21 protein-coding genes are annotated in these 22,349 nt (G+C 54.0%); 12 read left to right on the forward strand and 9 right to left on the reverse strand.

All coding sequences use genetic code 11. The features are described 5' to 3' along the window. Positions 1-8: 8 nt before the first annotated feature. On the forward strand, positions 9-527 hold the full coding sequence (locus ACJJIR_RS21480; protein ID WP_444906774.1) for a carboxymuconolactone decarboxylase family protein: 519 nt from the start codon (positions 9-11) through the stop codon (positions 525-527). Between the two features lie 32 nt (positions 528-559). Here ACJJIR_RS21480 and ACJJIR_RS21485 read toward each other — a convergent pair whose 3' ends face one another. The 8 genes from ACJJIR_RS21485 to ACJJIR_RS21520 form a co-directional block, all read right to left on the reverse strand. Beyond that, positions 560-961, reverse strand: a complete 402-nt coding sequence (locus ACJJIR_RS21485) for a hypothetical protein (RefSeq protein WP_444906775.1) — start codon at positions 959-961, stop codon at positions 560-562. Positions 962-976: 15 nt separating this feature from the next. Then, complete coding sequence (gene aroE, locus ACJJIR_RS21490; protein WP_444906776.1) at positions 977-1,810, reverse strand: shikimate dehydrogenase; 834 nt, start codon at positions 1,808-1,810, stop codon at positions 977-979. Further along, complete coding sequence (locus ACJJIR_RS21495) at positions 1,807-2,256, reverse strand: DUF6841 family protein (RefSeq protein WP_413663901.1); 450 nt, start codon at positions 2,254-2,256, stop codon at positions 1,807-1,809. Before ACJJIR_RS21495 ends, aroE begins: the two co-directional genes overlap by 4 nt. Positions 2,257-2,286: 30 nt before the next feature. Then, the gene (gene hemF, locus ACJJIR_RS21500; protein ID WP_444906777.1) at positions 2,287-3,192 is read right to left on the reverse strand and encodes an oxygen-dependent coproporphyrinogen oxidase; all 906 of its coding nucleotides are present in this window, start codon (positions 3,190-3,192) and stop codon (positions 2,287-2,289) included. Positions 3,193-3,219: 27 nt separating this feature from the next. Beyond that, positions 3,220-3,786: an L-threonylcarbamoyladenylate synthase gene (locus ACJJIR_RS21505; RefSeq protein WP_444906778.1), complete on the reverse strand. Its 567-nt coding sequence runs from the start codon at positions 3,784-3,786 to the stop codon at positions 3,220-3,222. A 295-nt stretch (positions 3,787-4,081) separates the two neighbouring features. Continuing rightward, on the reverse strand, positions 4,082-5,515 hold the full coding sequence (locus ACJJIR_RS21510; RefSeq protein WP_444906779.1) for a catalase: 1,434 nt from the start codon (positions 5,513-5,515) through the stop codon (positions 4,082-4,084). 127 nt (positions 5,516-5,642) lie between these two features. Further along, complete coding sequence (dprA, locus tag ACJJIR_RS21515; RefSeq protein ID WP_444906780.1) at positions 5,643-6,809, reverse strand: DNA-processing protein DprA; 1,167 nt, start codon at positions 6,807-6,809, stop codon at positions 5,643-5,645. 78 nt (positions 6,810-6,887) lie between these two features. Beyond that, a complete protein-coding gene (locus tag ACJJIR_RS21520; protein ID WP_444906781.1) occupies positions 6,888-7,958 on the reverse strand; it encodes a LysM peptidoglycan-binding domain-containing protein in 1,071 nt (356 codons plus the stop codon). Between the two features lie 183 nt (positions 7,959-8,141). Between ACJJIR_RS21520 and def the strand changes: the two genes are divergently transcribed. From def to ACJJIR_RS21565, 9 genes are all read left to right on the forward strand, one after another. Beyond that, complete coding sequence (def, locus tag ACJJIR_RS21525; RefSeq protein WP_282930542.1) at positions 8,142-8,648, forward strand: peptide deformylase; 507 nt, start codon at positions 8,142-8,144, stop codon at positions 8,646-8,648. Positions 8,649-8,723: 75 nt separating this feature from the next. After that, positions 8,724-9,671: a methionyl-tRNA formyltransferase gene (gene fmt / locus ACJJIR_RS21530; protein ID WP_444906782.1), complete on the forward strand. Its 948-nt coding sequence runs from the start codon at positions 8,724-8,726 to the stop codon at positions 9,669-9,671. 2 nt (positions 9,672-9,673) lie between these two features. Next, positions 9,674-10,981 carry a 16S rRNA (cytosine(967)-C(5))-methyltransferase RsmB gene (gene rsmB / locus ACJJIR_RS21535; RefSeq protein ID WP_444906783.1) on the forward strand — a complete coding sequence of 436 codons (1,308 nt, stop codon included), beginning with the start codon at positions 9,674-9,676 and terminating at the stop codon, positions 10,979-10,981. Between the two features lie 30 nt (positions 10,982-11,011). Further along, positions 11,012-12,397, forward strand: coding sequence for a Trk system potassium transporter TrkA (gene trkA, locus ACJJIR_RS21540; protein ID WP_282930545.1), 1,386 nt, complete (start codon positions 11,012-11,014; stop codon positions 12,395-12,397). Positions 12,398-12,483: 86 nt separating this feature from the next. Continuing rightward, entirely contained in the window at positions 12,484-13,935 is a 1,452-nt protein-coding gene (locus ACJJIR_RS21545) for a TrkH family potassium uptake protein (RefSeq protein ID WP_444892443.1), read from the forward strand. Between the two features lie 97 nt (positions 13,936-14,032). After that, the gene (locus tag ACJJIR_RS21550) at positions 14,033-15,064 is read left to right on the forward strand and encodes an efflux RND transporter periplasmic adaptor subunit (protein WP_444906784.1); all 1,032 of its coding nucleotides are present in this window, start codon (positions 14,033-14,035) and stop codon (positions 15,062-15,064) included. A gap of 46 nt (positions 15,065-15,110) precedes the next feature. Next, the gene (locus ACJJIR_RS21555; protein WP_444906785.1) at positions 15,111-15,806 is read left to right on the forward strand and encodes an ABC transporter ATP-binding protein; all 696 of its coding nucleotides are present in this window, start codon (positions 15,111-15,113) and stop codon (positions 15,804-15,806) included. After that, on the forward strand, positions 15,803-16,963 hold the full coding sequence (locus ACJJIR_RS21560; RefSeq protein WP_444906786.1) for an ABC transporter permease: 1,161 nt from the start codon (positions 15,803-15,805) through the stop codon (positions 16,961-16,963). Before ACJJIR_RS21555 ends, ACJJIR_RS21560 begins: the two co-directional genes overlap by 4 nt. A gap of 63 nt (positions 16,964-17,026) precedes the next feature. Further along, positions 17,027-18,214 (forward strand): ABC transporter permease, encoded by a 1,188-nt coding sequence (locus ACJJIR_RS21565; protein WP_444906787.1) that lies wholly within the window; start codon positions 17,027-17,029, stop codon positions 18,212-18,214. A gap of 33 nt (positions 18,215-18,247) precedes the next feature. Here ACJJIR_RS21565 and ACJJIR_RS21570 read toward each other — a convergent pair whose 3' ends face one another. After that, the gene (locus ACJJIR_RS21570) at positions 18,248-19,135 is read right to left on the reverse strand and encodes a lysophospholipid acyltransferase family protein (RefSeq protein ID WP_444895588.1); all 888 of its coding nucleotides are present in this window, start codon (positions 19,133-19,135) and stop codon (positions 18,248-18,250) included. A 159-nt stretch (positions 19,136-19,294) separates the two neighbouring features. Here ACJJIR_RS21570 and glyQ point away from each other — a divergent pair, with 159 nt between their 5' ends. Both glyQ and glyS read left to right on the forward strand, forming a co-directional pair. Then, positions 19,295-20,251 (forward strand): glycine--tRNA ligase subunit alpha, encoded by a 957-nt coding sequence (gene glyQ, locus ACJJIR_RS21575; protein WP_444906788.1) that lies wholly within the window; start codon positions 19,295-19,297, stop codon positions 20,249-20,251. Then, positions 20,251-22,332 carry a glycine--tRNA ligase subunit beta gene (gene glyS / locus ACJJIR_RS21580; RefSeq protein ID WP_444906789.1) on the forward strand — a complete coding sequence of 694 codons (2,082 nt, stop codon included), beginning with the start codon at positions 20,251-20,253 and terminating at the stop codon, positions 22,330-22,332. The genes glyQ and glyS overlap by 1 nt, the downstream gene beginning before the upstream one ends. Positions 22,333-22,349 lie beyond the last annotated feature (17 nt).

Consider the following 22,349-nt stretch of genomic DNA (forward strand, 5'->3'; position numbering starts at 1 on the left):
GCCAAACTATGTCCAAACAGCAATATCTCCAAGAAATGGAGGCCTTCTCCCAAAAGTACCGCTATGACATGGACTACTTGCGCGAGTTTCTTCAGGGCTCTCCTGAAGGCTTTGAAAAATTTAGAAATTTTCAGCCCCTATCCATGCACAGGGAGTTTTTACCTATTGATGTTTTTTGGGTGAGTAAGATAGCGGCAATGCAAGTAGCTGATTGCGGCATGTGCCTGCAACTGAATGTGCGTATGGCCCTAGAGGCTGGTGTTGAACCCCACTTGGTGAAAGCTTGTATCCAAGGCGGCAGCGGCCTGCCTGAGAACTTGCAGGACATTTTTGATTTTGCAACAGCCGTGGCCAGCTACAAAATGATCGATCCTGTTCTCAACGAACGGATAGGTGCACAACTGGATAACCGACAGAGAATCGAGCTGGGGGTCAGCGTCGCTACTGCGTCAGTCTTCCCCACAATCAAGCGGGCTATGGGATATACCCAAAGCTGCAGCCTGGTTGAGATCGAATTTAAACAGTGATGTGGTAGGCCTTGGCAACCAAGGCCTCCTCACTATTTACCCTGTAGCCGCAGCAGTGCCGATGCACCTATGCCGCCAATGGCACAAGCTAGAACGATAACCAGGGGCGTCATTTGTCCCAGTACCAGAGCACCGTAGTCATAACCTCTCTGCGGCAGAAGATACAACAACATCAACCCTGCCGGCACCAGGGATAAGAGGAAGCCCCTTATTACCCAGGCGTTGCGCAAAGGCAACAAAAACAGCAACCCGAAAACTCCACCCCAAACTACGCGCTGGTACAGGTAGGCATTGCTCAGGGATGGCGCCAAATCTACCCCTAAAAACTGGGTGAAGCCATACCGCCCCATGGCCCATAGCCCCACGGCATAGCAGAGCCCACCGAAACACCCCACAGAAAAACAAATCGACAGGTTTCGCACAATATCACGCACAACGCTTTCTCTCTTTTAATTATCGGTTGTCTGATTGAGGTCCCGGCGCAACTTGGCCATGATCGGCGCTGTTTCAGGGCGCACACCACGCCACAGTAAAAACGACTCAGCGGCCTGCTCTACCAACATCCCAAGGCCATCAGCACTCTCTGCGCCCTGTCCACGCGCCCATTGTAAAAAAGGCGTTGGCTCGGCGGCGTACATCATGTCGTAAGCTTTACCATGACTGGCGACACAGCCTTCAGGAAGCGGCGGCAGCACACCGCCAAGGCTTGCGGAACTCGCATTGATAATCAGGTCGTAGCAGCCTCTCAATTCCTCCAGGCCGCCACCACTTAATTCGCCCAACTGGGAAAATTCTGCCGCAAGCTGTACCGCTTTTTCTGCGGTGCGGTTGGCAATATGTAAATGTGCTGGTTTTTCCGCAAGGATTGGCAGCAATGCTCCCCGGGCGGCTCCGCCGGCTCCCAGCAGGAGAACTTTCCGACCCTTGATTTCCCAGCCCAAGTTGGTGCAAATATCAAATACTAGGCCAGTCCCGTCGGTGTTGTCGCCGAGAATCTTTCCACCTTCAGCCAGTGCCAAGGTGTTCACCGCCCCTACTGAAGCAGCTCGCTCAGTCAGGTTATCCGCCATCTCAAATGCTTGCAGCTTGAAGGGCACCGTCACATTGAGGCCACAGCCACCCTCGGCAAAAAAAGTTCTCGCGTAATTAACAAAGCCATCCAGGGGGGCAAGCAGTTTACTGTAATCAATATCCTCGCCTGTTTGCGTGACAAAGGCTCGGTGTATCTCCGGTGAGAGGGAGTGCTCTATAGGGTTACCCACCACCGCATAGCGGTCACTCATGATTCCGCCCTTTTGCGCTCTCTCGCTGCCTCACGAATCTTGGCACTTTCATCGACAATTATTAAACCGTCAATTTTGAGGCCGTCGGCAGCTTCGGTGACTAAATAGCGGGTTTGTGAGCTGTACAGCTCTACTGCCTTTTCTTCCCCCTGCGGGTGTAACAAGGTCCAGCGCAAGCTCGCAAGGGTGCTGTAATTATTCAGCTCTATCACCTCGGTAACAGTGCCGAGAATCTGACAGACACCAAGGCGTCGATAAGCATTGAGGAGCTTAACCACCTGCTGGATAAACTCATCCCGTTCTACGGTGAGCTTTACGCCATCTTCCCGGTAGTAGTGCAGTGGGAAACGATAAAAGTCAGCAATCTGCTCAACATCTCCCGTTTCAAAATGCCGCCTGTAATCGAGAAACAGGGAGTTGATTCCTTCCAATCGCGATGGGTGCACAACAAACCTCCATTGTGACAAATTGCTTGGCTATACCCAGTCTCTGTGTGGCAGAAAATCAGTGTATAGCTTCTCTTCCGCAGACCCCGGCTCTGGTTGCCAGTCATACTTCCAGCTCACCAGTGACGGCAAGGACATCAGAATGGATTCTGTACGCCCACCACTTTGCAATCCGAACAGAGTGCCACGATCAAAGACCAGGTTGAATTCCACATAGCGCCCACGGCGGTAGAGTTGGAATTCACGCTCGCGCTCACCGTAAGCAGCCTCTTTGCGCTTCTGCACAATGGGTAGATAAGCCTCCAAGTAACTATCGCCAACAGCGCGCATAAGCGCAAAAGCATTGTCGTAGCCACCTTCGTTAAAATCATCGAAAAAGAGTCCGCCGACTCCCCGAGCTTCATCCCGATGCTTCAAGTAGAAATATTTGTCACACCACTGCTTAAAGCGAGGGTATACCTCGCTGCCAAAAGGCTCACAGGCCTGCTTGGCCGTTTGGTGCCAATGTACGACATCCTCGTGATAGCCGTAATACGGGGTCAAATCATAGCCACCACCAAACCACCAGATGGGCTCAGCTCCTGGCTTTTTCGCCACAAATAGACGCACGTTTGCATGGCTAGTGGGTACGTAAGGGTTGCGCGGGTGAATGACCAGGGAGACGCCCATTGCTTCAAAAGAACAACCGGCCAGTTCGGGGCGATTAACCGTGGCCGAAGGCGGGAGTCCATCCCCATAAACATGGGAAAAGTTCACTCCGCCTTTTTCGATCAGATTCCCCTCTTCCAGCACTCGAGTTCGACCACCGCCACCACCAGGCCTGTCCCAGTTGTCCTCGCGAAATGACTGGCCGTCTTCTTCGCTCAGGGCTTTGCAAATACGGTCTTGTAGGCCGAGTAGATAGGCCTTTACTTCCTTGGTATCGATATCACTCATAGGCGAAAACTACGTCTCTGTTTGAGGTTAGGCACCCGCCCTCAGCACACGGCCGCTTTGCAGATCGCGAATTTCACTGGGGGCGCTGCGGCCACCGGTCGAGCCGCCGCCGACAAAGTCGAGGTCGCGGCCGAAATAGCGTAGTACCTGGTACTTATTACGGGCGGGCTGAGACCCGGCCGGGTTTGCTGAAGTGGATACGATAGCACCGCCAAAGGCGCGTGTTAACGCAGCAGTAAACGGGTGATCGGTGCAGCGCAGGGCCACAGATTTATGTACTCCACAGACCCAGGCAGGAATTAAGCCCCGATGGGGTACGAGCCATGTCACCGGTCCCGGCCAGCTGCAATCCAGCTGCTCCTGTTGTTGATCACTAAGGTTTCTAAGGAGCGGATCAAAATGTCTTCTGTCACCGGAGACCAGGATCAAACCCTTTTCAAGCGGGCGATGCTTGAGTTGTAGCAGGCGCCTAACAGCCAACAGGTTATTGGGATCGCAAGCCAAGCCCCAAACAGATTCAGTGGGATGGGCAATAACACCACCCGCTGCCAGGGCCCGGGCAGCCTGTTTTACGGAAAGTGGTGAGTACTTCATTTTTAAGCTGGTCTTACTTCATTTTTAGGCCGCTGCCAATCTTGCTGCAACGGAATATGGAATTTATCTAAGGCGCCAAGCAACTTTTCCTTCAGGCAGGTCGAAGTCAAAATCCACGAGGATCGCTCCAAAAGGCTTCTCTTCCGACTTACTTTACTGCCGAGCGAGGTGAACCACTACAATCTAGCGAATTGCCCAACTGCGCACAAGATGTAACCCCCGCGCTCATCTCAGAAATCAGTTCGAAAGCAAATCCCATGGCAATTCATATTGAACAGGGCATGCGAACCGCTCTTCAAAGCGCCATTTTTACCCCTGCGGCATAGCTGGGATGTACTTTGTGGAACTCAGCCAATTGTCGCTTAATTATTTCATTCGGTACACCCGCCATCGCTTCTGCAATATTGTTATATAAGCGCTGTTTTTGTTCATCGTCGAACAAATCAAAGAGAACTCGAACCTGACTGTAATCGTCATTGCCTTTGCGGTGGTCATATCTATCTGCCGCACCGGATGTTGGTAACGGGGGTTCTTTCGCTTTTGGGTCCTCCTCTGGTCCAGAAAAACTATTGGGCTCATAAAAGGCATCCGGATTGCCACTGCGGATACCCGTACTATTCAATTCACCATCCCGATAATAATTATGGACAGGACAACGCGGTGCATTCACTGGAAGACTCTCATAGTGAGTTCCCAAGCGGTGACGATGTGCATCGGCATAAGAGAATATACGCGCCTGCAGCATCTTATCCGGCGAGAAACCGATACCCGGTACGATATTGGATGGAGAGAAAGCTGCCTGCTCGATTTCTGCAAAATAGTCTTGCGGGTTGCGATTCAACTCCATGGTTCCCACATCGATAGGTGGGTAATCACCGTGGGGCCAAACCTTGGTGAGGTCAAAGGGGTTGTAGCTTGTTTTGCCAAGGTCTGCTGCGGGCATGACTTGAATCTGGAATGTCCACTTCGGGCATTCCCCGTTTTCTATGGCACTGTACATCACCTCCTGGTAACTCTCCCGGGAGCGCCCAATTACTGCTTCCGCCTCCTTATTGGTGAAGTACCTATGTCCCTGCTGGGTCTTGAAATGAAATTTCACCCAGAAACGCTCCCCATTGTGATTCCACAGGGAGAAGGTATGGGAGCCATAACCATTCATATGCACCGGAGATATAGGCAAACCGCGATCGGAGAACAGTATGGTCACTTGGTGAAGACTCTCAGGACTCAGCGACCAGAAATCCCACATGGCCGTGGGGGAGCGCAAGTGAGTGCGGGGGTGGCGTTTTTGTGTGTGGATAAAATCCGGGAACTTGTAGGGGTCTCGTACAAAAAAGACCGGCGTATTGTTGCCGACCAAATCCCAATTGCCCTCCTCCGTATAAAACTTCAGTGCAAAACCACGAACATCCCGTTCCGCATCAGCTGCACCTAACTCGCCGGCCACAGTTGAAAATCGAGCCAACAGTGGGGTCTCTGCTCCAGGCTGCAGCACCCGGGCACAGGTGTAGTTAGAAATATCACCGGTTACCCTCAAAACCCCATAGGCGCCCCAACCTTTGGCATGTACCGCCCGCTCGGGTATACGCTCACGATTTTGATGCGCCAGTTTTTCGATAAGCTGATAATCTTGAATCAATAGCGGGCCATCTGGCCCCGCTGTAAGGCTATTTTGATTATCGGGAACCGGAGCGCCGGCATCAGTGGTGAGTTTGGGTTTATCCGCCATAATGAGACTCCACTTTTGGAATCCACTGAGTATTAACGCTGCTCCAGAGCAGCGCGAATTGATCGGCGGCTACACCATCAACAAGGAGTTTCTGATTAATTCTCTTCGTAACTTCCCAGTAAGACCTTTAGAGACTCACTAACTCCTCACAAGTTTTAGCCAGTTTTTCCCCATCCGTATAACGGCTGCCCTTCAGAGTTAGCTGGTAAGACCCTGTGAGTTGCTCCACCAAGCCCTCTAACTCCAATTCCATCAATACAGCCATTAAATCACCCGGCTCAACTCCGGTATCCCGCGACAAAAGTTCGATACTTCGGGGCCCACCGGCAAGCGCACTGATGACTTGTTGCTGAAGCTCTGGCAGTGGTTTAGCGGGAGGAAGATCAGTGGGTGTGGGCTCTGCCAGTAAACCGCCCAGCTGGCTAGCTACATCTGCACTGGTTTCGACCAGTGTCGCACCTTCCTTAATCAAGTGGTGGCAACCCCTGGCCATTGGGTTGTGGATAGAACCTGGAATCGCAAAAACCTCACGATTCTGCTCCAGCGCCAAACGCGCCGTAATCAGAGACCCTGAGCGCATCGCTGCTTCTACCAGTAACACCCCCATTGAAAGGCCACTGATAATCCGGTTCCGCCGAGGGAAGTTCTTTGCCTCAGCACTGCTGCCTATAGGCAATTCGCTGACCAGAGCACCGCCTGCAGCGAGAATGTCCTCCGCCAGGGGGCGATTGTGTTTTGGATAAATGCAGTCAACTCCACTACCCAACACAGCGATCGTAGCACCCCCTCCCCGCAGCGCCCCTCTGTGAGCTGCAGCATCCACACCCAGAGCCAGCCCGGAAGTGATAGCAAATCCGGAACCTGCCAATTCCGCGGCGAAGGCCCGGGCATTATCTAGACCCGCCACTGTGGCCCGACGGGCACCCACCATCGCTACCTGCGGTAGATTCAAAGCGCTTCTTTCACCACGAATATAGAGCAAAGGCGGGGGGCGTGAAGTCTCCGATAACAGGGCGGGATAATCGGGATCGCTGTGACAAATCAGCTGCACGCCCAGGTCTGCGCAGCGGGCCCGCTCGCGCTTAACCCAATCGATGAGTTCACTGGCGGCAGATCGGCTGGAAAACCCCCGCCACTGGGTTTGGGCCCGCGGTGATAACTTTTCCAGAAGAGGTTGAGGAAACTGGTGGAGAGCCTCTTTGGCAGTGGCAAAGTACTCCAGTAATTGCCAGTAGCGAGCTGGGCCAATCCCCTCAAGACGCAGCAACGCCATAGTAGCGGTCAATGCATCCATGCAACTTACCATTTTCTGTTTTGAAGGTTGTGCGGCAGGGCAAACAGCAACACCTGCCGCGAGATTTTCTGGGATCGCTTAGGGGTTGCGTACCATATCCATCACCGACAGCGGGCGACGGGCGTCCATAACCAGAGCGAGGCTCATTTTTTCGAAGGTACGGAATACCAAAAGCTCGCCTGCACGCTCATCTGGCAACTTCACCACATCTCCAACGATACGGTCACGAACTGCAGAGCCGCGCTTGTAAACCGCAAGGACATTGCCAGGTTGCAAGCCATCCCGATTGCCAGAATTAAGGATAACCACGTCAAATTTGGCAATCTGGCTCACCCCTTCATCAACGCCTACGATCACTCCGTCAATAGTGACACTAGGTGCACTGGGGTGGAACAGGGCTTCAATTGAGCGCTCCTCCACCGGCATTAATCGATCTTCAAGGCGAATCTCTTGAGAGGTGTTGCGCACCCCCATTGTTCCAATAGAGAAGCCAGGGTTGTTATCCGGGTCTAGTTGTATCAAGTCTAACGTGCCCACACCAAGGGCTTGCCGCCCAAGGATTTCACCGGAAAGTGGGTCAGTATAAATAGGGCCTGGACGATAAAGCCCGTAAGATGGTAACCCTGCGGTAAATTCACCTCGAGCATAAAGAATGTCTCCAGCGCCCATCAAAATGTGATTGTCTGAGCCAGAAACCACATAGGGGGCCCCTTCTATAGCTCCGGGCTCAACAATACGCGTACGCGATAAAAAGGAGTTGATCGCGTCCAGCGGAATCGCCGGAATCGCGTCCTCTAATGCCACGCGACGGATCGAGGGCGACAACCGATTACCATCAATCCCCGGGGATAATTGATACGCTCTAGGGCCGCGCTGCAGTTGTAATTGTGGCTGGCCATCGATGTAAACAAGGCGCAGGCTGTCTCCCGGATAAATCAGGTGGGGGTTTTCCACCTGTGGGTTCACTTGCCAAATCTCCGGCCAGTACCAGGGTTGCACCAGGAACTGACTGGAAATATCCCAGAGCGTATCGCCCTTTTGCACCACATAAGCGTCGGGGTGACTGGGGTTCAGGCGAACCTGATCCTGTGCTTCGACACCAAGGGCAACCGCTAACATCGAGATCGCGGCCAGGATAATTTTTTTCATGGAAGCATTCCTATGCTCTTTATCGCTATAATTCTCAGCGCCGGGCCACTCCCGTGAAGGGAGCGAGACCGGACCCGGGCGCATAGCGCCAGCAAAAACAGGGGTCCACTCGGTAAATTTTGAGCGCGATCATAATGTTATCAGCGCACGTTCAACGAATACTAGAAGTTTGTCACAGGTGTTATGGCTAAACTCGAGATACTGGAATTTCCCGATCCGCGCCTGCGCGAGGTCGCTAAACCCGTCGCTGAAGTGACCGACGCCCACCGCCAATTGCTCGACGACATGTTTGAAACCATGTACGCCGCGCCCGGCATCGGCCTCGCCGCCATCCAAGTCAATGTGCAGGAGCGCATTGTGGTGGTGGATATCTCTGAAGACGGCAATGAACCGCTCGGGTTTATCAACCCCGAGATCGAAGTGCTGGACCCGGAAATCCACCAGTACGACGAGGGCTGCCTGTCGGTGCCCGGTTTCTACGAAACAGTGGAACGCCCGCGCAAAGTGCGTGTTAAAGCCCTGGACCGCAATGGCGAACCTTTTGCCCTGGAGGCCGAGGGATTGCTGGCGGTCTGTATCCAACATGAAGTCGATCATTTGGACGGCAAGCTGTTCGTGGATTATGTCTCTCCGCTGAAGCGCAACCGCATCCGCTCCAAGCTGGAAAAATCCCAGCGCCGCCGCGCCTGATCTGCACCAGCCGCAGGAGCCCTGAGCTGCCGCCTTACGGCAGCTCTCCCACCCCCATTACCTGAGAGCAAGTCAGTGAATATTATTTTTGCCGGCACACCGGACTTTGCCGCTGTGCACCTGCAAGCGCTGCTCGACAGCGAGCACAATGTCATTGCCGTTTACACCCAACCGGACAGGCCGGCTGGGCGCGGTAAGAAATTGCTCGCCAGCCCGGTGAAACAGCTGGCACTCTCCCACAATATCCCGGTGTACCAACCCCTGAGCCTGCGCGACGAGACGGCCCAGGCGGAGCTCGCTGCCCTTGGAGCGGATATTATGGTGGTGGTGGCCTACGGCCTGATACTGCCGCAGGTGGTGCTGGATACCCCGCGTTTGGGCTGCATCAATGTGCACGCCTCTTTGTTGCCACGCTGGCGCGGTGCCGCGCCGATCCAACGCGCGGTGGAAGCGGGTGACAGCGAGAGCGGTGTCGCCATTATGCAAATGGAGGCGGGCCTGGATACCGGCCCGGTTTTGGTGGAAAGCCGCTGCGCGATTACTGAGTCCGATACCGGTGGTAGCTTGCACGACAAGCTGGCAGAACTCGGCGGCCCATCCCTCCTCCAGGCCTTGGCTCTACTGGAAAGTGGCAGTGCCAACCCTCAGGTACAAGACGATACCCAGGCTAACTACGCCAACAAAATTACCAAGGAAGAGGCGCAGATCAACTGGCAGCGCCCCGCTGCTGAACTGCATCGATTGATACGCGCTTTTAACCCCTTCCCGGTGTGCTGGAGCACTTATCAGGACAGGAAGGGCGAGCAGCGCCTGCGTATCTATAGCGCCGCCATCGAACTGGGCTGCCACAGTGATCAGCCCGGTACCATTCTCTCCAGTGACGACGAAGGTATTTTAGTGGCCTGCGGCCGCGAGGCCCTGCGCCTCCAATTAATACAGCTACCGGGTAAAAAAGCGCTTCCCGCAGCAGAAATTTTGAAAGGCTACCGGGAGCAGTTCGCCCCGGGTACCAAACTGGGATAATTATGAGCAGAGATGTACGCGCCGAGGCCGCCCGAGTTATCGCCTCACTGCTGGAAGAACATGGCTCGTTGGCAAGACTTCTGCCTGCCGCCGAGGACAAAGTCGAGGAGCGCGACCGCCCTCTGTTGCGGGAGCTCTGTTACGGCAGTGCCCGCACGGCACCGCGCCTGCAATTGATCGCCGCCAAGTTGCTGCGTAAAAAAGTCTCGGATATTGAGATCAATGCACTGATCCTGCTGGGCATTTACCAGCTCGAGTACACTCGCATACCCGATCACGCCGCCATATCTGCAACCGTCAATGCCGCACGCAGCCTCGGTCTAGATAGAGCAACCGGGCTGATCAACGGGGTGCTGCGCAACGCCCTGCGCAACCGCGAACAGCTCCAGCGCAAGCTGTCCGGCAACCCGCAGTTCAGCTCCATGCACCCGGCCTGGCTACAGCAGCGGATTAAAGCCGCCTGGCCTGAAAAGGCGTCAGATATCTTCCGCGCCAACAATGCCAACCCACCCATGACCTTGCGGGTAAACACCGCCAAGATCTCGCGTGCGGACTATTTACAACAGCTCGATGAAACCGGCCTCTCCGCCGAGCCCTGTGCTATTTCCCCGGTCGGTATCACCCTGGTTGAGCCGGTTTCAGTCGCAGTACTACCGGGCTTTGCCGAGGGCTTGACCAGTGTGCAAGATCAATCCGCGCAACTAGCGGCTCTGCTGTTACAACCGCAGAAAAATGCCCGGGTGTTGGACGCGTGTGCGGCACCTGGAGGCAAGAGTTGCCATTTATTGGAGCAGGAACCCAGCATTCAGTTGAGCGCGTTGGATATTGAGGAGGACCGCCTGGTGCGGGTCGAGGAAAACCTCGAGCGCAACGGGCAGAGTGCCGAGCTTATCTGTGCCGATGCCACGTCTCCGAATGAGTGGTGGGACGGGCAGCAATACGACCAGATACTACTGGACGCACCCTGTTCGGCAACCGGGGTAATTCGCCGCAACCCGGATATCAAACTATTGCGCCGGGAAAAAGACATTGCCGAGTTAGTCGCTTTACAGAGCAAGATCCTGCGCGCTCTGTGGCCCCTGGTTAAACCGGGCGGGCAGTTGCTCTACGCCACCTGTTCCAGCCTACCGGCGGAAAACAGTGAAGTCGTCGCAGCGTTCATTGCGGAGACTGAGGATGCGAGCGACAATACCCCCGAACTGCTAAACGATAAGCCCTGGGGTGAGAAACAAGTTGCCGGTATGCAGCTTCTACCCCAAACCGGCGGCGGTGACGGTTTCTACTACGCTCTGCTGAGCAAAGCTGAATAACGGCGTCGCTAGTCGCGAGTCTCATCCGATATGAAAATTGTCATTCTCGGCGCCGGCCAGGTGGGCGGCTCTCTGGCGGAGGCCCTGGCCTCCGAGCGCAATGATATTGTCCTGGTGGACAGCGACGAGAAAACCCTGCGCGAACTGCGCGACCGCATCGATATCGGCGTGGTACTGGGCCACGCCTCTCACCCGGATATTCTGATGGAAGCCGGGATTGAGGATGCGGATATCCTGGTTGCAGTCACCAATAACGATGAGACCAATATGGCGGCCTGCCAAATTGCGCACTCTCTGTTTCGCGTACCTACCAAAATCGCCCGGGTACGGGCCTCCTCCTACCTGCAATACCCAGAATTATTCGATACCCAGGCCATCCCTATCGATGTACTGATCAGCCCGGAGCAACTGGTTTCAGAATATATCTCCCGCCTGATGGAACATCCCGGTGCCTTGCAGGTGTTAGATTTTGCCGGCGGTCGCGTACAGCTGGTAACGGTTTTAGCCGTTCAGGGCGGGCCTCTTGTTGGGCACCAACTGCGCTATTTGCGCGAGCATATGCCCAAGGTAGATACCCGGGTTGCTGCGATTTATCGTCGCAACCGGCCAATTATTCCCCAGGGTGATACGGTGATTGAAGCCGGCGATGAAGTGTTCTTTATCGCCGCGCGAGCAGATATTCGTGCGGTAATGAGCGAACTGCGTCGACTGGAACACGGTTATAAACGAGTAGTGATCGCCGGCGGTGGCAATATTGGTTTGCGCCTGGCCACCAGGCTGGAGAATCGCTATTCGGTAAAAATTATTGAGCAGAGCCACGAGCGCTGTGTATTTTTATCCGAGGAGCTGTCTCACACCATTATCCTGCACGGCAGCGCCTCCGATCAGGAGTTGCTGCTGGAAGAGAGCATCGAAGATACCGATGTTTTTCTTGCCCTTACCAATGACGACGAGGCTAATATCATGTCGTCACTATTGGCCAAACGTCTGGGCGCACGCAAAGTGATGACCCTGATCAATAACCGCGCTTATGTGGACCTGGTACAGGGCGGTGAAATCGATATTGCTATTTCACCGCAGCAAAATACGATTGGCAGCCTACTCACCCATGTGCGCCGAGGGGATATGGTCAACGTCCACTCCCTGCGTCGAGGTGCAGCTGAAGCCATTGAGGTTATCGCCCACGGTGACGAGCGCACTTCCAAGGTGGTGGGGCGCAAGATCGAAGATATCGACTTGCCCGAGGGCGCCTCGATTGGCGCCATCGTACGGGAAACGGAAAATGGCAGCGAAGTTTTGATGGCACACGATGATGTCATTGTGCAGAGTGATGACCACGTGATTGTCTTCCTTATCGACCGCCGCCAGACCCGCCATGTAGAACAACTGTTCCAAGTTGGTTTTGGCTTTTTCTGAGCAAATAATATTTTCGTTTTCCGGCGATAACGGTCTCCGCCGTCCAGATAACATTGCAACAAATAACGATAGGCTGATAGGCGCCAATGCGAATTGCGGTAATTGCGCGAGTTTTTGGAATTCTCTTGACGGTGTTCAGCCTGACTCTGCTGCCGCCGATTGGCGTATCCCTTTGGTATGAAGATGGTACTCACAGCGCATTTGTCGCAGCTTTCATCATCACTCTGATCACCGGCCTGTTCATGTGGCTGCCAGTGCACGATTTGCGCGAAGACCTGCGCACCCGGGACGGGTTCGTAGTGACATCTTTGTTCTGGCTGGTACTGGGCAGCTTCGGTGCCCTGCCCTTTATTATCAGCCCACAGCCTGACTTGAGTATCACCGACTCTATTTTTGAATCCATCTCAGGGCTAACAACCACCGGCGCCACGGTGATTACCGGGTTGGATTCACTGCCTCCTGCCATTCTCTACTACCGCCAGCAGTTGCAGTGGTTTGGCGGTATCGGCGTAATTGTTATCGCCCTGGCCATCCTGCCGATGCTGGGTATCGGTGGTATGCAGCTGTACAAGGCAGAAATTCCCGGCCCGGTAAAAGATACCAAATTGACTCCGCGTATTGCCGAGACAGCGCGGGCACTAATTGTTATTTATGTAATTCTTACAATCCTCTGCGGCATCGGCTACTGGTGGGCCGGCATGACGGTATTCGACGCCGTTGGCCATGCGTTTTCCACTGTGGCCAATGGAGGCTTCTCCACCCACGATGCCAGTATGGGGTTCTACGCCCACAACCGCGCGATCATGATTATTTGTATCGTGTTTATGTTTACTGCTGCCATTAACTTCGGTCTGCATTTCTTCGCATTTCGCAACAGGACCCTCAGCCACTATTGGCGCGACTCAGAATTCCGCTTCTACGTTATGCTGATTCTCGGTGCCGGCCTGTTGATCAGCTGTTACCTGTGGATATTGAATATCTTCTCCCCCGGTAACAGCCTGCTACACGGTTTCTTCCAGGTGGTCTCGATCAGCACCACTGCCGGCTTCGCCTCGGAAAATTTCTCAGCCTGGCCAGTATTCTTACCCTACGTCCTCTTGCTGTTAGGTATTCTCGGTGCCTGCGCCGGCTCAACCTCGGGGGGCATTAAGGCGGTGCGCGGTATGCTGATTATGAAGTCCGGTATGCGCGAGCTGAATCGCTTGGTACATCCCAATGCGGTTATCCCTATCAAGATCAATCGCAAAATTGTCCCCGATCGAGTTACCGACGCAGTGTGGGGCTTCTTTGCGGTCTATGTTTCATCCTTTTTTATCCTCGCCATTATCGTCATCGCCACCGGTGAAGACTTTGTCACCTCCGTTACTACAGTAGCCTCCTGCCTGAGTAATATCGGACCCGCCCTCGGCGAAGCCGCTGCCCACTATGGTGCGGTTAATGAAGTCGCCAAATGGTTTCTTATCCTGGCGATGCTGATGGGACGCTTGGAAATATTTACCCTGCTAGTACTACTTACCCCAGCTTTTTGGCGCCACTAACGACACAAGATGTCATGGCCACGCTAACGCGTGGCAATATTTTTTAATTTCTGCCACAGTTGCTGTTTACAGGAAGTAACTAATAAAAACAGGCTGTATGAGCAGAGATACTAGTGCGCTGCTCGGTCAACTCAAAATTGATCGGGAAACAGCGCCCGAACCCAGTTCCCCATCACGCAAAGTTATATTGGCGGCATCTGTCGGCCTAGTTACTGGCATAGTTATAGGCCTTGCCTGCGCTTCTCTATTTGCAGAAGACAGTACGCCAGTGCTCCCCCAAAGTAGCGAACCTCAAGCCAAGACTCTCAGCTTGATTCCCAGGGAGGAAAAATTTCACGAGACCATTCTTAATGCTTCCGGCTATATCACACCGAGGCGCATGGCTACGGTCTCTGCTGAAGTAATGGGCCTGATCAGTAGTGTGGATGTCGAAGAGGGAATGCAGGTCGAGGAGGGACAGGTTCTGGCCCGCTTGGATGATGCCAAAGCGCGGGTCGCGCTGGATTTTGCCCAGGCACAAATTCAAGTGCTTCAAGCCAAGGAAGCGAGTATTCACGCGAAGTTAAAAGAGGCTGAACGCCAATATCGGCGTTTTGCCGGACTTCGAGACAAAAATTATTCCAGCAAAGCGCAGCTCACCCAAAGTGAATCCTCGGTAGAGGGGTTACGGGCAGACTTAAAAAGTGCCCGCGCCAATATTCAAGTCGCCATTCTTGAAGCTGAGAGGCAGCGAGAACGCCTGGCAGATCATATTATCCGCGCGCCTTTTGCCGGCGTAGTCACGACAAAAAATGCACAACCTGGCGAGATAGTTGCCCCCAGCTCTGCCGGCGGAGGTTTTACCCGTACTGGAATCTGTACCATCGTGGATATGAATTCACTCGAAATCGAAGTGGATGTGAACGAGGCCTTTATCGGCCGGGTCGCCAAGGGACAGAAAGTTAACGCCAACCTGGATGCCTACCCGAACTGGGACATTCCAGCTACCGTTATCGCCATCATTCCAACGGCCGATCGAGCCAAGGCGACTGTCCGGGTACGAATCGCTATCGACGACAAAGATGCTCGAATCCTGCCGGATATGGGCGTTAAGGTGGGCTTCCTCGCAGGCGAGGCCGCAGCTCCCTAGCAAACACCAATAAAAACACAACAGTATTTAAAAGAGGGAATTTGAGATGTCAGAGGAAGTGTTGTTTCAGCTGAAGGGTGTCAGCAAAAGTTTTACCAAGGGCAAAGAGACCATTTCCATTTTTGAATCCCTGAATATGGAAATTGATCGCGGTGATTTCGTTGCCATTATGGGGCCTTCGGGCTCCGGTAAAACAACGCTGTTAAATATGTTGGGCGGCGTCGATCAACCCAGCGGTGGAGAGATATGGTTTGATAGCGAGCGCATTGACTCCCTCAATGAAGGCGCCCTAACCCGCTGGCGAGCGAGAAATATTGGTTTCATTTTCCAATTTTACAATTTAATGCCGATGCTCAATGCCCAGCGCAATGTAGAGCTGCCGCTACTGCTGACAAATCTCTCCAAATCTCAACGCCGCCACAATGTGGAAACCGCACTGGCCCTGGTGGGATTAAGTGATCGGGCAAAACATATGCCCAGTGAAATGTCCGGCGGGCAACAACAGCGTGTTGCCATCGCTCGCGCCATCGTTTCCGATCCAAAACTGATTCTGTGTGATGAGCCCACTGGTGACCTGGATCGGGCCACAGCAGATGAAATACTGGAAATGCTGCAATTGTTAAACCGCGATCACGGCAAAACCATCGTGATGGTTACCCATGATCCCGCGGCTGCAAGATACGCCAAGCGCACCCTGCATCTGGATAAAGGACAATTTGTGCAGAGGGAAATAGTGGCATGAGTGATTTTTATTTGGTTTTTAAAAATATGACAAGGAAGCCCTTGCGGCTATTCCTTACTTGCTTTGCTATTTTTATCGCCTTCTTGATTTTCGGTGCGGTTACCAGCCTCAAGGCCGCATTAAATTCCAGCGTGGAATTATCCGCTGATAATCGTCTGGTGGTATTCAATAGAATTAACTTTACCCAGTCACTACCCATTGCCTATGTGCAAAAGGTTGCAGCCGTCGAGGGGGTGAAACATGTAACTCATCTCAACTGGTTTGGCGGTTATTTTCAGGAACCCAGCCGGCAGGTCGTTTCAATGGCTGTAGATCCAGAATCCTATTTAAATGTCTATGAAGAAATTGTTATTCCCGAGGAACAAAAGCAGGCCTGGTTTAACAATCGGCAAGGGGCTTTGATTGGGGAAAAACTCGCAGATATTTACCAGTGGAAAGTCGGCGATAGGATTCCGCTATCTTCCAATATTTTTTCGCACAAAGATGGTGGCTACACCTGGGAATTTGTGATTTCCGGGATTTTTAAAGGGGATACGGAACAGTACGATACACGCCAATTATTGTTTCATTATAAATATTTTATGGAGACACAGACTTTCGGTGGCGACTGGATTGGCTGGATGGCACTAACAACCGATGATCCCGCCATCAATGAAAATGTCGCAAAAACTATCGATGACAATTTTGCCAACTCGCAGAATGAAACCGATACCAGTACCGAGAAAGCCTTTAATAAAGCCTTTATTGAACAAATCGGAAATATTGGCTTAATTATTTTTTCTGTGGTGTTTACTGCCTTCTTCACCATATTGGTAGTGGTTGGCAACACTATGGCGCTGGCTATTCGCGAGCGTACCGGGGAAATCGCTGTGTTAAAAACCCTGGGTTTTTCCAGCACCCGTATTTTCCGAATGGTGCTGTCGGAGTCCCTGTTAATTGCCTTTGTCGGCGGTCTTTCCGGCCTGGCCGCAGCCTGGCTGCTGGTCGAAGGGGTAAAAACCTTCCTTGCCCGCTTTTTGCCCAACTTGATTTTGGATGGGGATATCGCCCTGCAAGCCATTCTATTTATGTTGTTGTTGGGTCTGATTACCGGGCTGATGCCAGCCTTTCAGGCTCTGCGACTCAACATAGTAACTGCATTTAACCGACAACAATAAACTGGTGCCCCACTGAAACTACACAATGGTTTTCACTGGGGAAACCTTAAAGGAGAAGAAATTATGGGTTCTCTTGTTGCACAAATTGTTTCGGTAACTCTGATGAATCTGGGCAGCCTGCGTCGGCGCCTGTGGATGTCACTGGCCATGGTATTTGCCTCGGCAGTTGTCGTCGCAATCCTGCTGGCGTTTCTCGCTATGGCCAAGGGCTTTGAGGCGACCATGAGTGGGGCCGGCTCCAGCCAGATCGCAATCCTGATGCGAGAGGGGTCTGCCAGTGAAATCAACTCTGTAATCCTACAGGACCAGGTCAACCTGATTGCGGAATCGGCCGGTGTTGCCAGGGATACGAACGGCCCGCTGGTATCACCGGAGCTCTACGTTATTGTCGATGGCCTGAAGAAATCCACCGGCACCGAAGCCAATATCCCCCTGCGCGGTCTCAATGAAACCGGCATGGCCATGCGCAATAACATGCGTATGGTGGAGGGGCGAATGTTTACTCCTGGCACTAACGAAATGATTGTTGGTGAAGGGGTATTGCGTGAATTTAATGGTTTCGAAATCGGTAAAGAAGTGCGCTTTGGCAAAAACCTGTGGACAGTTGTTGGGGTCTTTTCCACAGGGGGTAATATATTTGAGAGCGAGCTGTGGGCAGATATCAAAATTATCCAAAGTCACTACAACCGGGGTAACAGCTACCAGTCAATCCGCTTGCAATTGGAGAATGACGGCGATCTCAAGCCCATTCAGGAAACCATCAAACGCGAGCCCCGCCTAAACCTGGAAGCGCAAACCGAACAGGAGTACTTCGCCAGCCAGGGTAAACAGCTGCAATATATCGCTACTTTTGGCTGGATCATCAGCTCTGTGATGGCGCTAGGCGCACTGGCCGGAGCTCTCAACACCATGTATACCTCGGTAGCGGACCGGGCTCGTGAAATCGCCACGCTGCGCGCGTTGGGATTCAGCAACTTCTCCGCGTTCTGCGGCACTATTGCTGAGGCAATGGTTTTAGCTGTTGCCGGCGGACTTTTGGGTTCCCTGGCTGCATACCTGTTTTTCGACGGTCTCAACACCTCAACTCTGGGAGGCAGTTTTACCCAGGTGGTGTTCAGTTTTGAGATGTCCCCAGACCTGTTTGTGCAGGGCGCCGTATTGGCGCTGGTGATCGGTTTTATCAGCGGCTTCTTCCCAGCCTGGCGCGCGGCACGCATGCCGGTTGTGGTCGCTTTCCGGCACGCGACTTAAATAATTTTATGGGGGGGCTTCTATGAAGAGCCCCTACTTTTTCTTGCGGTAAATTTTACTCTTGCCTTCCGGCTGTTTCCTGAAGCGCTTGTATTCCCACTGATACTGCTCTGGTGCCTGGGCAATACAGGCCTCCACTCCCCGATTCATCGCCGCCAGGGAAACTTTCTGCTCATCGCTATAAATGGCCTTTTCCGCAGGAACAAATACCAGCTCAAATCCACCTTCAACGCGCTTGCCGAAACCAAACACCACATGGCAGTTGGTGCGCTGAATCAAGTTGTGGGCGAGGGTCATCGTCAGGGCCGGGCGGCCAAAGAAAGGAGCAAAATCACCGCCCATATCCGGCTCCTGATCGGGAAGTATCAGGGCAAAATTACCGGCTTTGAGAGCCTTAAGTAGCGAGCGAACCCCATGTACGTTGGTGGGAACCATCTTGCCACCGGTCACTTCCCGCCCATTGCGAATAACCGGGTCCAAGGCTTCAATTTTGGGAGGCTGGTATAGCACTGTGCAGGGAGCCAGGGTGCCTACATGCAAGCCAAAAATTTCCCAATTGCCCGTATGCGGCATCAGTACAATTGTGCCGGTCCTGCCTTCTTCACTCCCGTCGAGCAAGTGCTGGTTGCGCACTCCCACAATCGCATTCTTACTTTTGGCCCAGGGGGTGTTCCATAGGGCCGCCATCTCAAAGCCGGTCATTGCAGTACTGATCACGCTCTCTCTGGCGAGCCGTTCGCGCTGCTTTGGGTCCATGGCCGGATAGCACAACTCCAGGTTTATACGGCTCAGACGCAGCCCCTCGGAGCGCGTCCACACAGCAATTTTGCCAACGAGTAAACCAAGGCGTCGCGACCAAGACAACGGCAGTTTGCCAATGATTTTCAGTGCCCCTACTGCAAGGCGCCCTTTAATATCCACTGAATTACTTCCTATCCACAAAAGCCATTTTGAGACGGCTATCTAGTTCGAGAATGAACATTGACACCTCCGAAGCGGCTATAGCGCTTTAAGCACAGGAGCCGCTGCCGCTATAATTGCGTCCCTTTGCCCACAGCAGATACTGATCCGGAGATAGCGGTGTCCAAGCAATACGATCTCAGTACCTTTCAGGGACTCATTTTTGCCCTGCAGGATTATTGGGCGCGCCAAGGGTGCGTCATTCTACAGCCTCTGGATATGGAAGTGGGCGCCGGCACCTTTCATCCAGCGACCTTCCTCCGTGCCATAGGCCCGGAAAACTGGAATGCGGCCTATGTACAGCCCTGCCGCCGCCCCACCGATGGCCGCTACGGCGAGAACCCCAACCGCCTTCAGCACTACTACCAATACCAGGTAGTAATGAAACCATCCCCGGACAATATCCAGGAATTGTACCTCGATAGCCTTCGCGCCATGGGCGTAGATCCCGCTGTCCACGATATTCGCTTTGTTGAGGACAACTGGGAATCCCCAACCCTGGGCGCCTGGGGCCTCGGCTGGGAAGTTTGGCTGAATGGTATGGAAGTTACCCAGTTCACCTACTTCCAGCAGGTTGGCGGCCTCGAGTGCTACCCAGTTACCGGCGAGATCACCTACGGTCTTGAGCGTATCGCCATGTATCTGCAAGGTGTCGAGTCTATCTACGATTTAGTGTGGACCCGCAACCCGGATGGCAGCCCCGTCACCTACGGCGACGTTTTCCATCAGAACGAAGTGGAAATGTCCCACTACAACTTTGAACACGCCGATGTGGAGTTCCTGTTCGCGACCTTCGATCGCTGCGAGCGCGAGAGCACACGCCTGATTGAGCTCGGCCTGCCGCTCCCCGCTTACGAGCAAGTTATGAAGGCCTCCCACGCCTTCAACCTTCTGGATGCGCGCCACGCCATCTCAGTGACTGAGCGCCAGCGCTATATCCTGCGCGTACGAACCCTGGCCCGCGCCGTGGCACAGGCTTACTACGATGCGCGCCGCGCCTTAGGCTTCCCCATGGCAGATGAAGCACTGCGGGCAGATATTTTGGCGGAAGACATCGAGCAAGAGGAGAAGCAGTAATGGCTCAGGATTTTCTGGTAGAGCTGGGCACCGAAGAGCTGCCGCCCAAGGCGTTACACAAATTAATGAGCGCTTTCGCCGATGGTATTACCCAGGGCCTCAAAGGCGCCGAGTTGTCTTTTGGCGAAGTTAAAGCCTACGCAGCCCCCCGTCGCCTGGCCGTAGCAGTATTCGGTTTGGCAGATAAGCAGCAAGACAAACAAATTGAAAAGCTGGGCCCGGCTGTCAAAGCCGCTTTCGATAAAGAGGGTAAGCCCAGTAAAGCCGCTGAGGGGTTCGCCCGCAGCAACGGCGTAGCTGTTGAAGAGCTGGGACGCAAAGAGACCGACAAAGGCGAGCGCCTGGCCTTTATCAGCGAGCAAAAAGGCGCTGAAACCGAATCCCTGTTAGCGGGCATTGTCGAGAAAGCATTGACTCAACTGCCAATTCCCAAGCGTATGCGCTGGGGGGCGCGCCGCGAGGAGTTCGTGCGCCCGGTGCACTGGCTCGTCATGCTGTTTGGCAACAAGGTAGTCAACGGTGAAGTACTCGGCTTAAAAGCCGGTAACACCAGCCGCGGTCATCGCTTCCACTGCAATCGCGAGCTGGAGATCCACTCCGCCCACGACTATGCACAGGTTCTGCGCGAACCCGGCTACGTAATGGCTGACTTCGCCGAGCGCCGCGAAGCCATTCGCGCCCAGGTGATCGCCGAAGCCAACAACGTCAATGGTGAAGCGGTCATCGATGACGATCTGCTCGACGAAGTAACTGCATTGGTGGAGTGGCCTGTTGCCCTCACCGGCCGCTTCGAAGAGCGCTTCCTGGAAGTACCCGCTGAAGCCCTGATCTCCTCCATGAAGGAGCACCAGAAATATTTCCATGTAGTAGATGAAGATGGCCAGTTGCTGCCTTTCTTTATTACCGTGTCCAATATCGAGAGCCAGGATGCCGCCCAGGTTATCCACGGCAATGAGCGCGTAATCCGTCCGCGCCTGGCGGATGCCGCCTTCTTCTTTGAGACAGACAAGAAGACCAGCCTGGAATCACGACGCGAGAAACTGCGCCAAATCGTATTCCAGCAGCACCTGGGTAGCGTCTACGACAAGACTGAACGGGTAGCTGCCTTGGCCCGCACCATCGCTGAGAAAACCGGAAGCAACGGCGACTGGGCCGAGCGCGCCGGCCGCCTGTGCAAGTCGGACCTGGTTACCGAGATGGTGTTCGAGTTTGCCGATATGCAGGGCATCGCCGGCTACTACTACGCCGAAAATGACGGCGAGCCGTTGGATGTGGCCAAGGCCATGTACGAGCAGTATATGCCCAAGTTTGCCGGTGACGAGCTGCCCGCCAGCGACACCGGCACTGTAATTGCCCTGGCAGATCGCCTGGATACTTTGGTCGGCATCTTCGGCATAGGCCAACCCCCCAGCGGCTCTCGCGACCCCTTCGCCCTGCGCCGCGCCAGTCTGGGTATCATCCGCATCCTCGTAGAAAAGCGTCTCGACCTGGACCTGCGCGAGTTGCTGGAATTGGCCCGCGACAACTACCCGCGCACCGCCCTGGGTGAATATGACAAGGTGGTGGAACAGACTCTGCAATATGTACTGGAGCGCTTCCGCGCCCGCTACGAAGACCAGGGTATCGCCACCGAAGTATTTATGTCCGTTGCCGCGCGCAAACTGTCCCGCCCGCTGGATATCGACAACCGCGTGCACGCGGTCAACGCGTTTAGCCAGCTGCCGGAGTCCGGTGCTTTGGCCGCCGCCAACAAGCGCGTTTCCAATATCCTCGCCAAGTTAGACAGTGCTGTACCCAGCAGTGTTGATGAAGCTCTGTTGCAGGAAGAGGCGGAAAAGGCTCTCTTCGCCGCAGTACAGGTTGCCCGCACAGAAGTCGAGCCTCTGTATAGCGATGCGCTCTTCGCCGAGGGCCTCGCCGGTCTGGCTGGCCTGCGTGAAACCGTAGACAGCTTCTTCGACCACGTGATGGTAATGAGTGACGACGAGCAACTGCGCAACAACCGCCTGGCCCTATTGGCCCAGCTGCGCGCACTGTTCCTCGAAGTTGCCGATATTTCCCTACTGGTTCCTGCCAAGTAATGACTTGCAGAGGCGGG

The organism is Microbulbifer maximicatervae (SeqCode) (assembly GCF_052467385.1).

What these genes read in the sequence shown, in the direction of transcription:
- rsmB (WP_444906783.1), top strand. Translation starts at nt 9,674, where the DNA reads ATGAGCAGAGATGTACGCGCCGAGGCCGCCCGAGTTATCGCCTCACTG.
- def (WP_282930542.1), top strand. Translation starts at nt 8,142, where the DNA reads ATGGCTAAACTCGAGATACTGGAATTTCCCGATCCGCGCCTGCGCGAG.
- ACJJIR_RS21555 (WP_444906785.1), top strand. Translation starts at nt 15,111, where the DNA reads ATGTCAGAGGAAGTGTTGTTTCAGCTGAAGGGTGTCAGCAAAAGTTTT.
- trkA (WP_282930545.1), top strand. Translation starts at nt 11,012, where the DNA reads ATGAAAATTGTCATTCTCGGCGCCGGCCAGGTGGGCGGCTCTCTGGCG.
- ACJJIR_RS21550 (WP_444906784.1), top strand. Translation starts at nt 14,033, where the DNA reads ATGAGCAGAGATACTAGTGCGCTGCTCGGTCAACTCAAAATTGATCGG.
- aroE (WP_444906776.1), bottom strand. Translation starts at nt 1,810, where the DNA reads ATGAGTGACCGCTATGCGGTGGTGGGTAACCCTATAGAGCACTCCCTC.
- glyS (WP_444906789.1), top strand. Translation starts at nt 20,251, where the DNA reads ATGGCTCAGGATTTTCTGGTAGAGCTGGGCACCGAAGAGCTGCCGCCC.
- ACJJIR_RS21510 (WP_444906779.1), bottom strand. Translation starts at nt 5,515, where the DNA reads ATGGCGGATAAACCCAAACTCACCACTGATGCCGGCGCTCCGGTTCCC.
- hemF (WP_444906777.1), bottom strand. Translation starts at nt 3,192, where the DNA reads ATGAGTGATATCGATACCAAGGAAGTAAAGGCCTATCTACTCGGCCTA.
- dprA (WP_444906780.1), bottom strand. Translation starts at nt 6,809, where the DNA reads ATGGATGCATTGACCGCTACTATGGCGTTGCTGCGTCTTGAGGGGATT.
- ACJJIR_RS21545 (WP_444892443.1), top strand. Translation starts at nt 12,484, where the DNA reads ATGCGAATTGCGGTAATTGCGCGAGTTTTTGGAATTCTCTTGACGGTG.
- ACJJIR_RS21520 (WP_444906781.1), bottom strand. Translation starts at nt 7,958, where the DNA reads ATGAAAAAAATTATCCTGGCCGCGATCTCGATGTTAGCGGTTGCCCTT.
- ACJJIR_RS21560 (WP_444906786.1), top strand. Translation starts at nt 15,803, where the DNA reads ATGAGTGATTTTTATTTGGTTTTTAAAAATATGACAAGGAAGCCCTTG.
- ACJJIR_RS21480 (WP_444906774.1), top strand. Translation starts at nt 9, where the DNA reads ATGTCCAAACAGCAATATCTCCAAGAAATGGAGGCCTTCTCCCAAAAG.
- ACJJIR_RS21505 (WP_444906778.1), bottom strand. Translation starts at nt 3,786, where the DNA reads ATGAAGTACTCACCACTTTCCGTAAAACAGGCTGCCCGGGCCCTGGCA.
- ACJJIR_RS21565 (WP_444906787.1), top strand. Translation starts at nt 17,027, where the DNA reads ATGGGTTCTCTTGTTGCACAAATTGTTTCGGTAACTCTGATGAATCTG.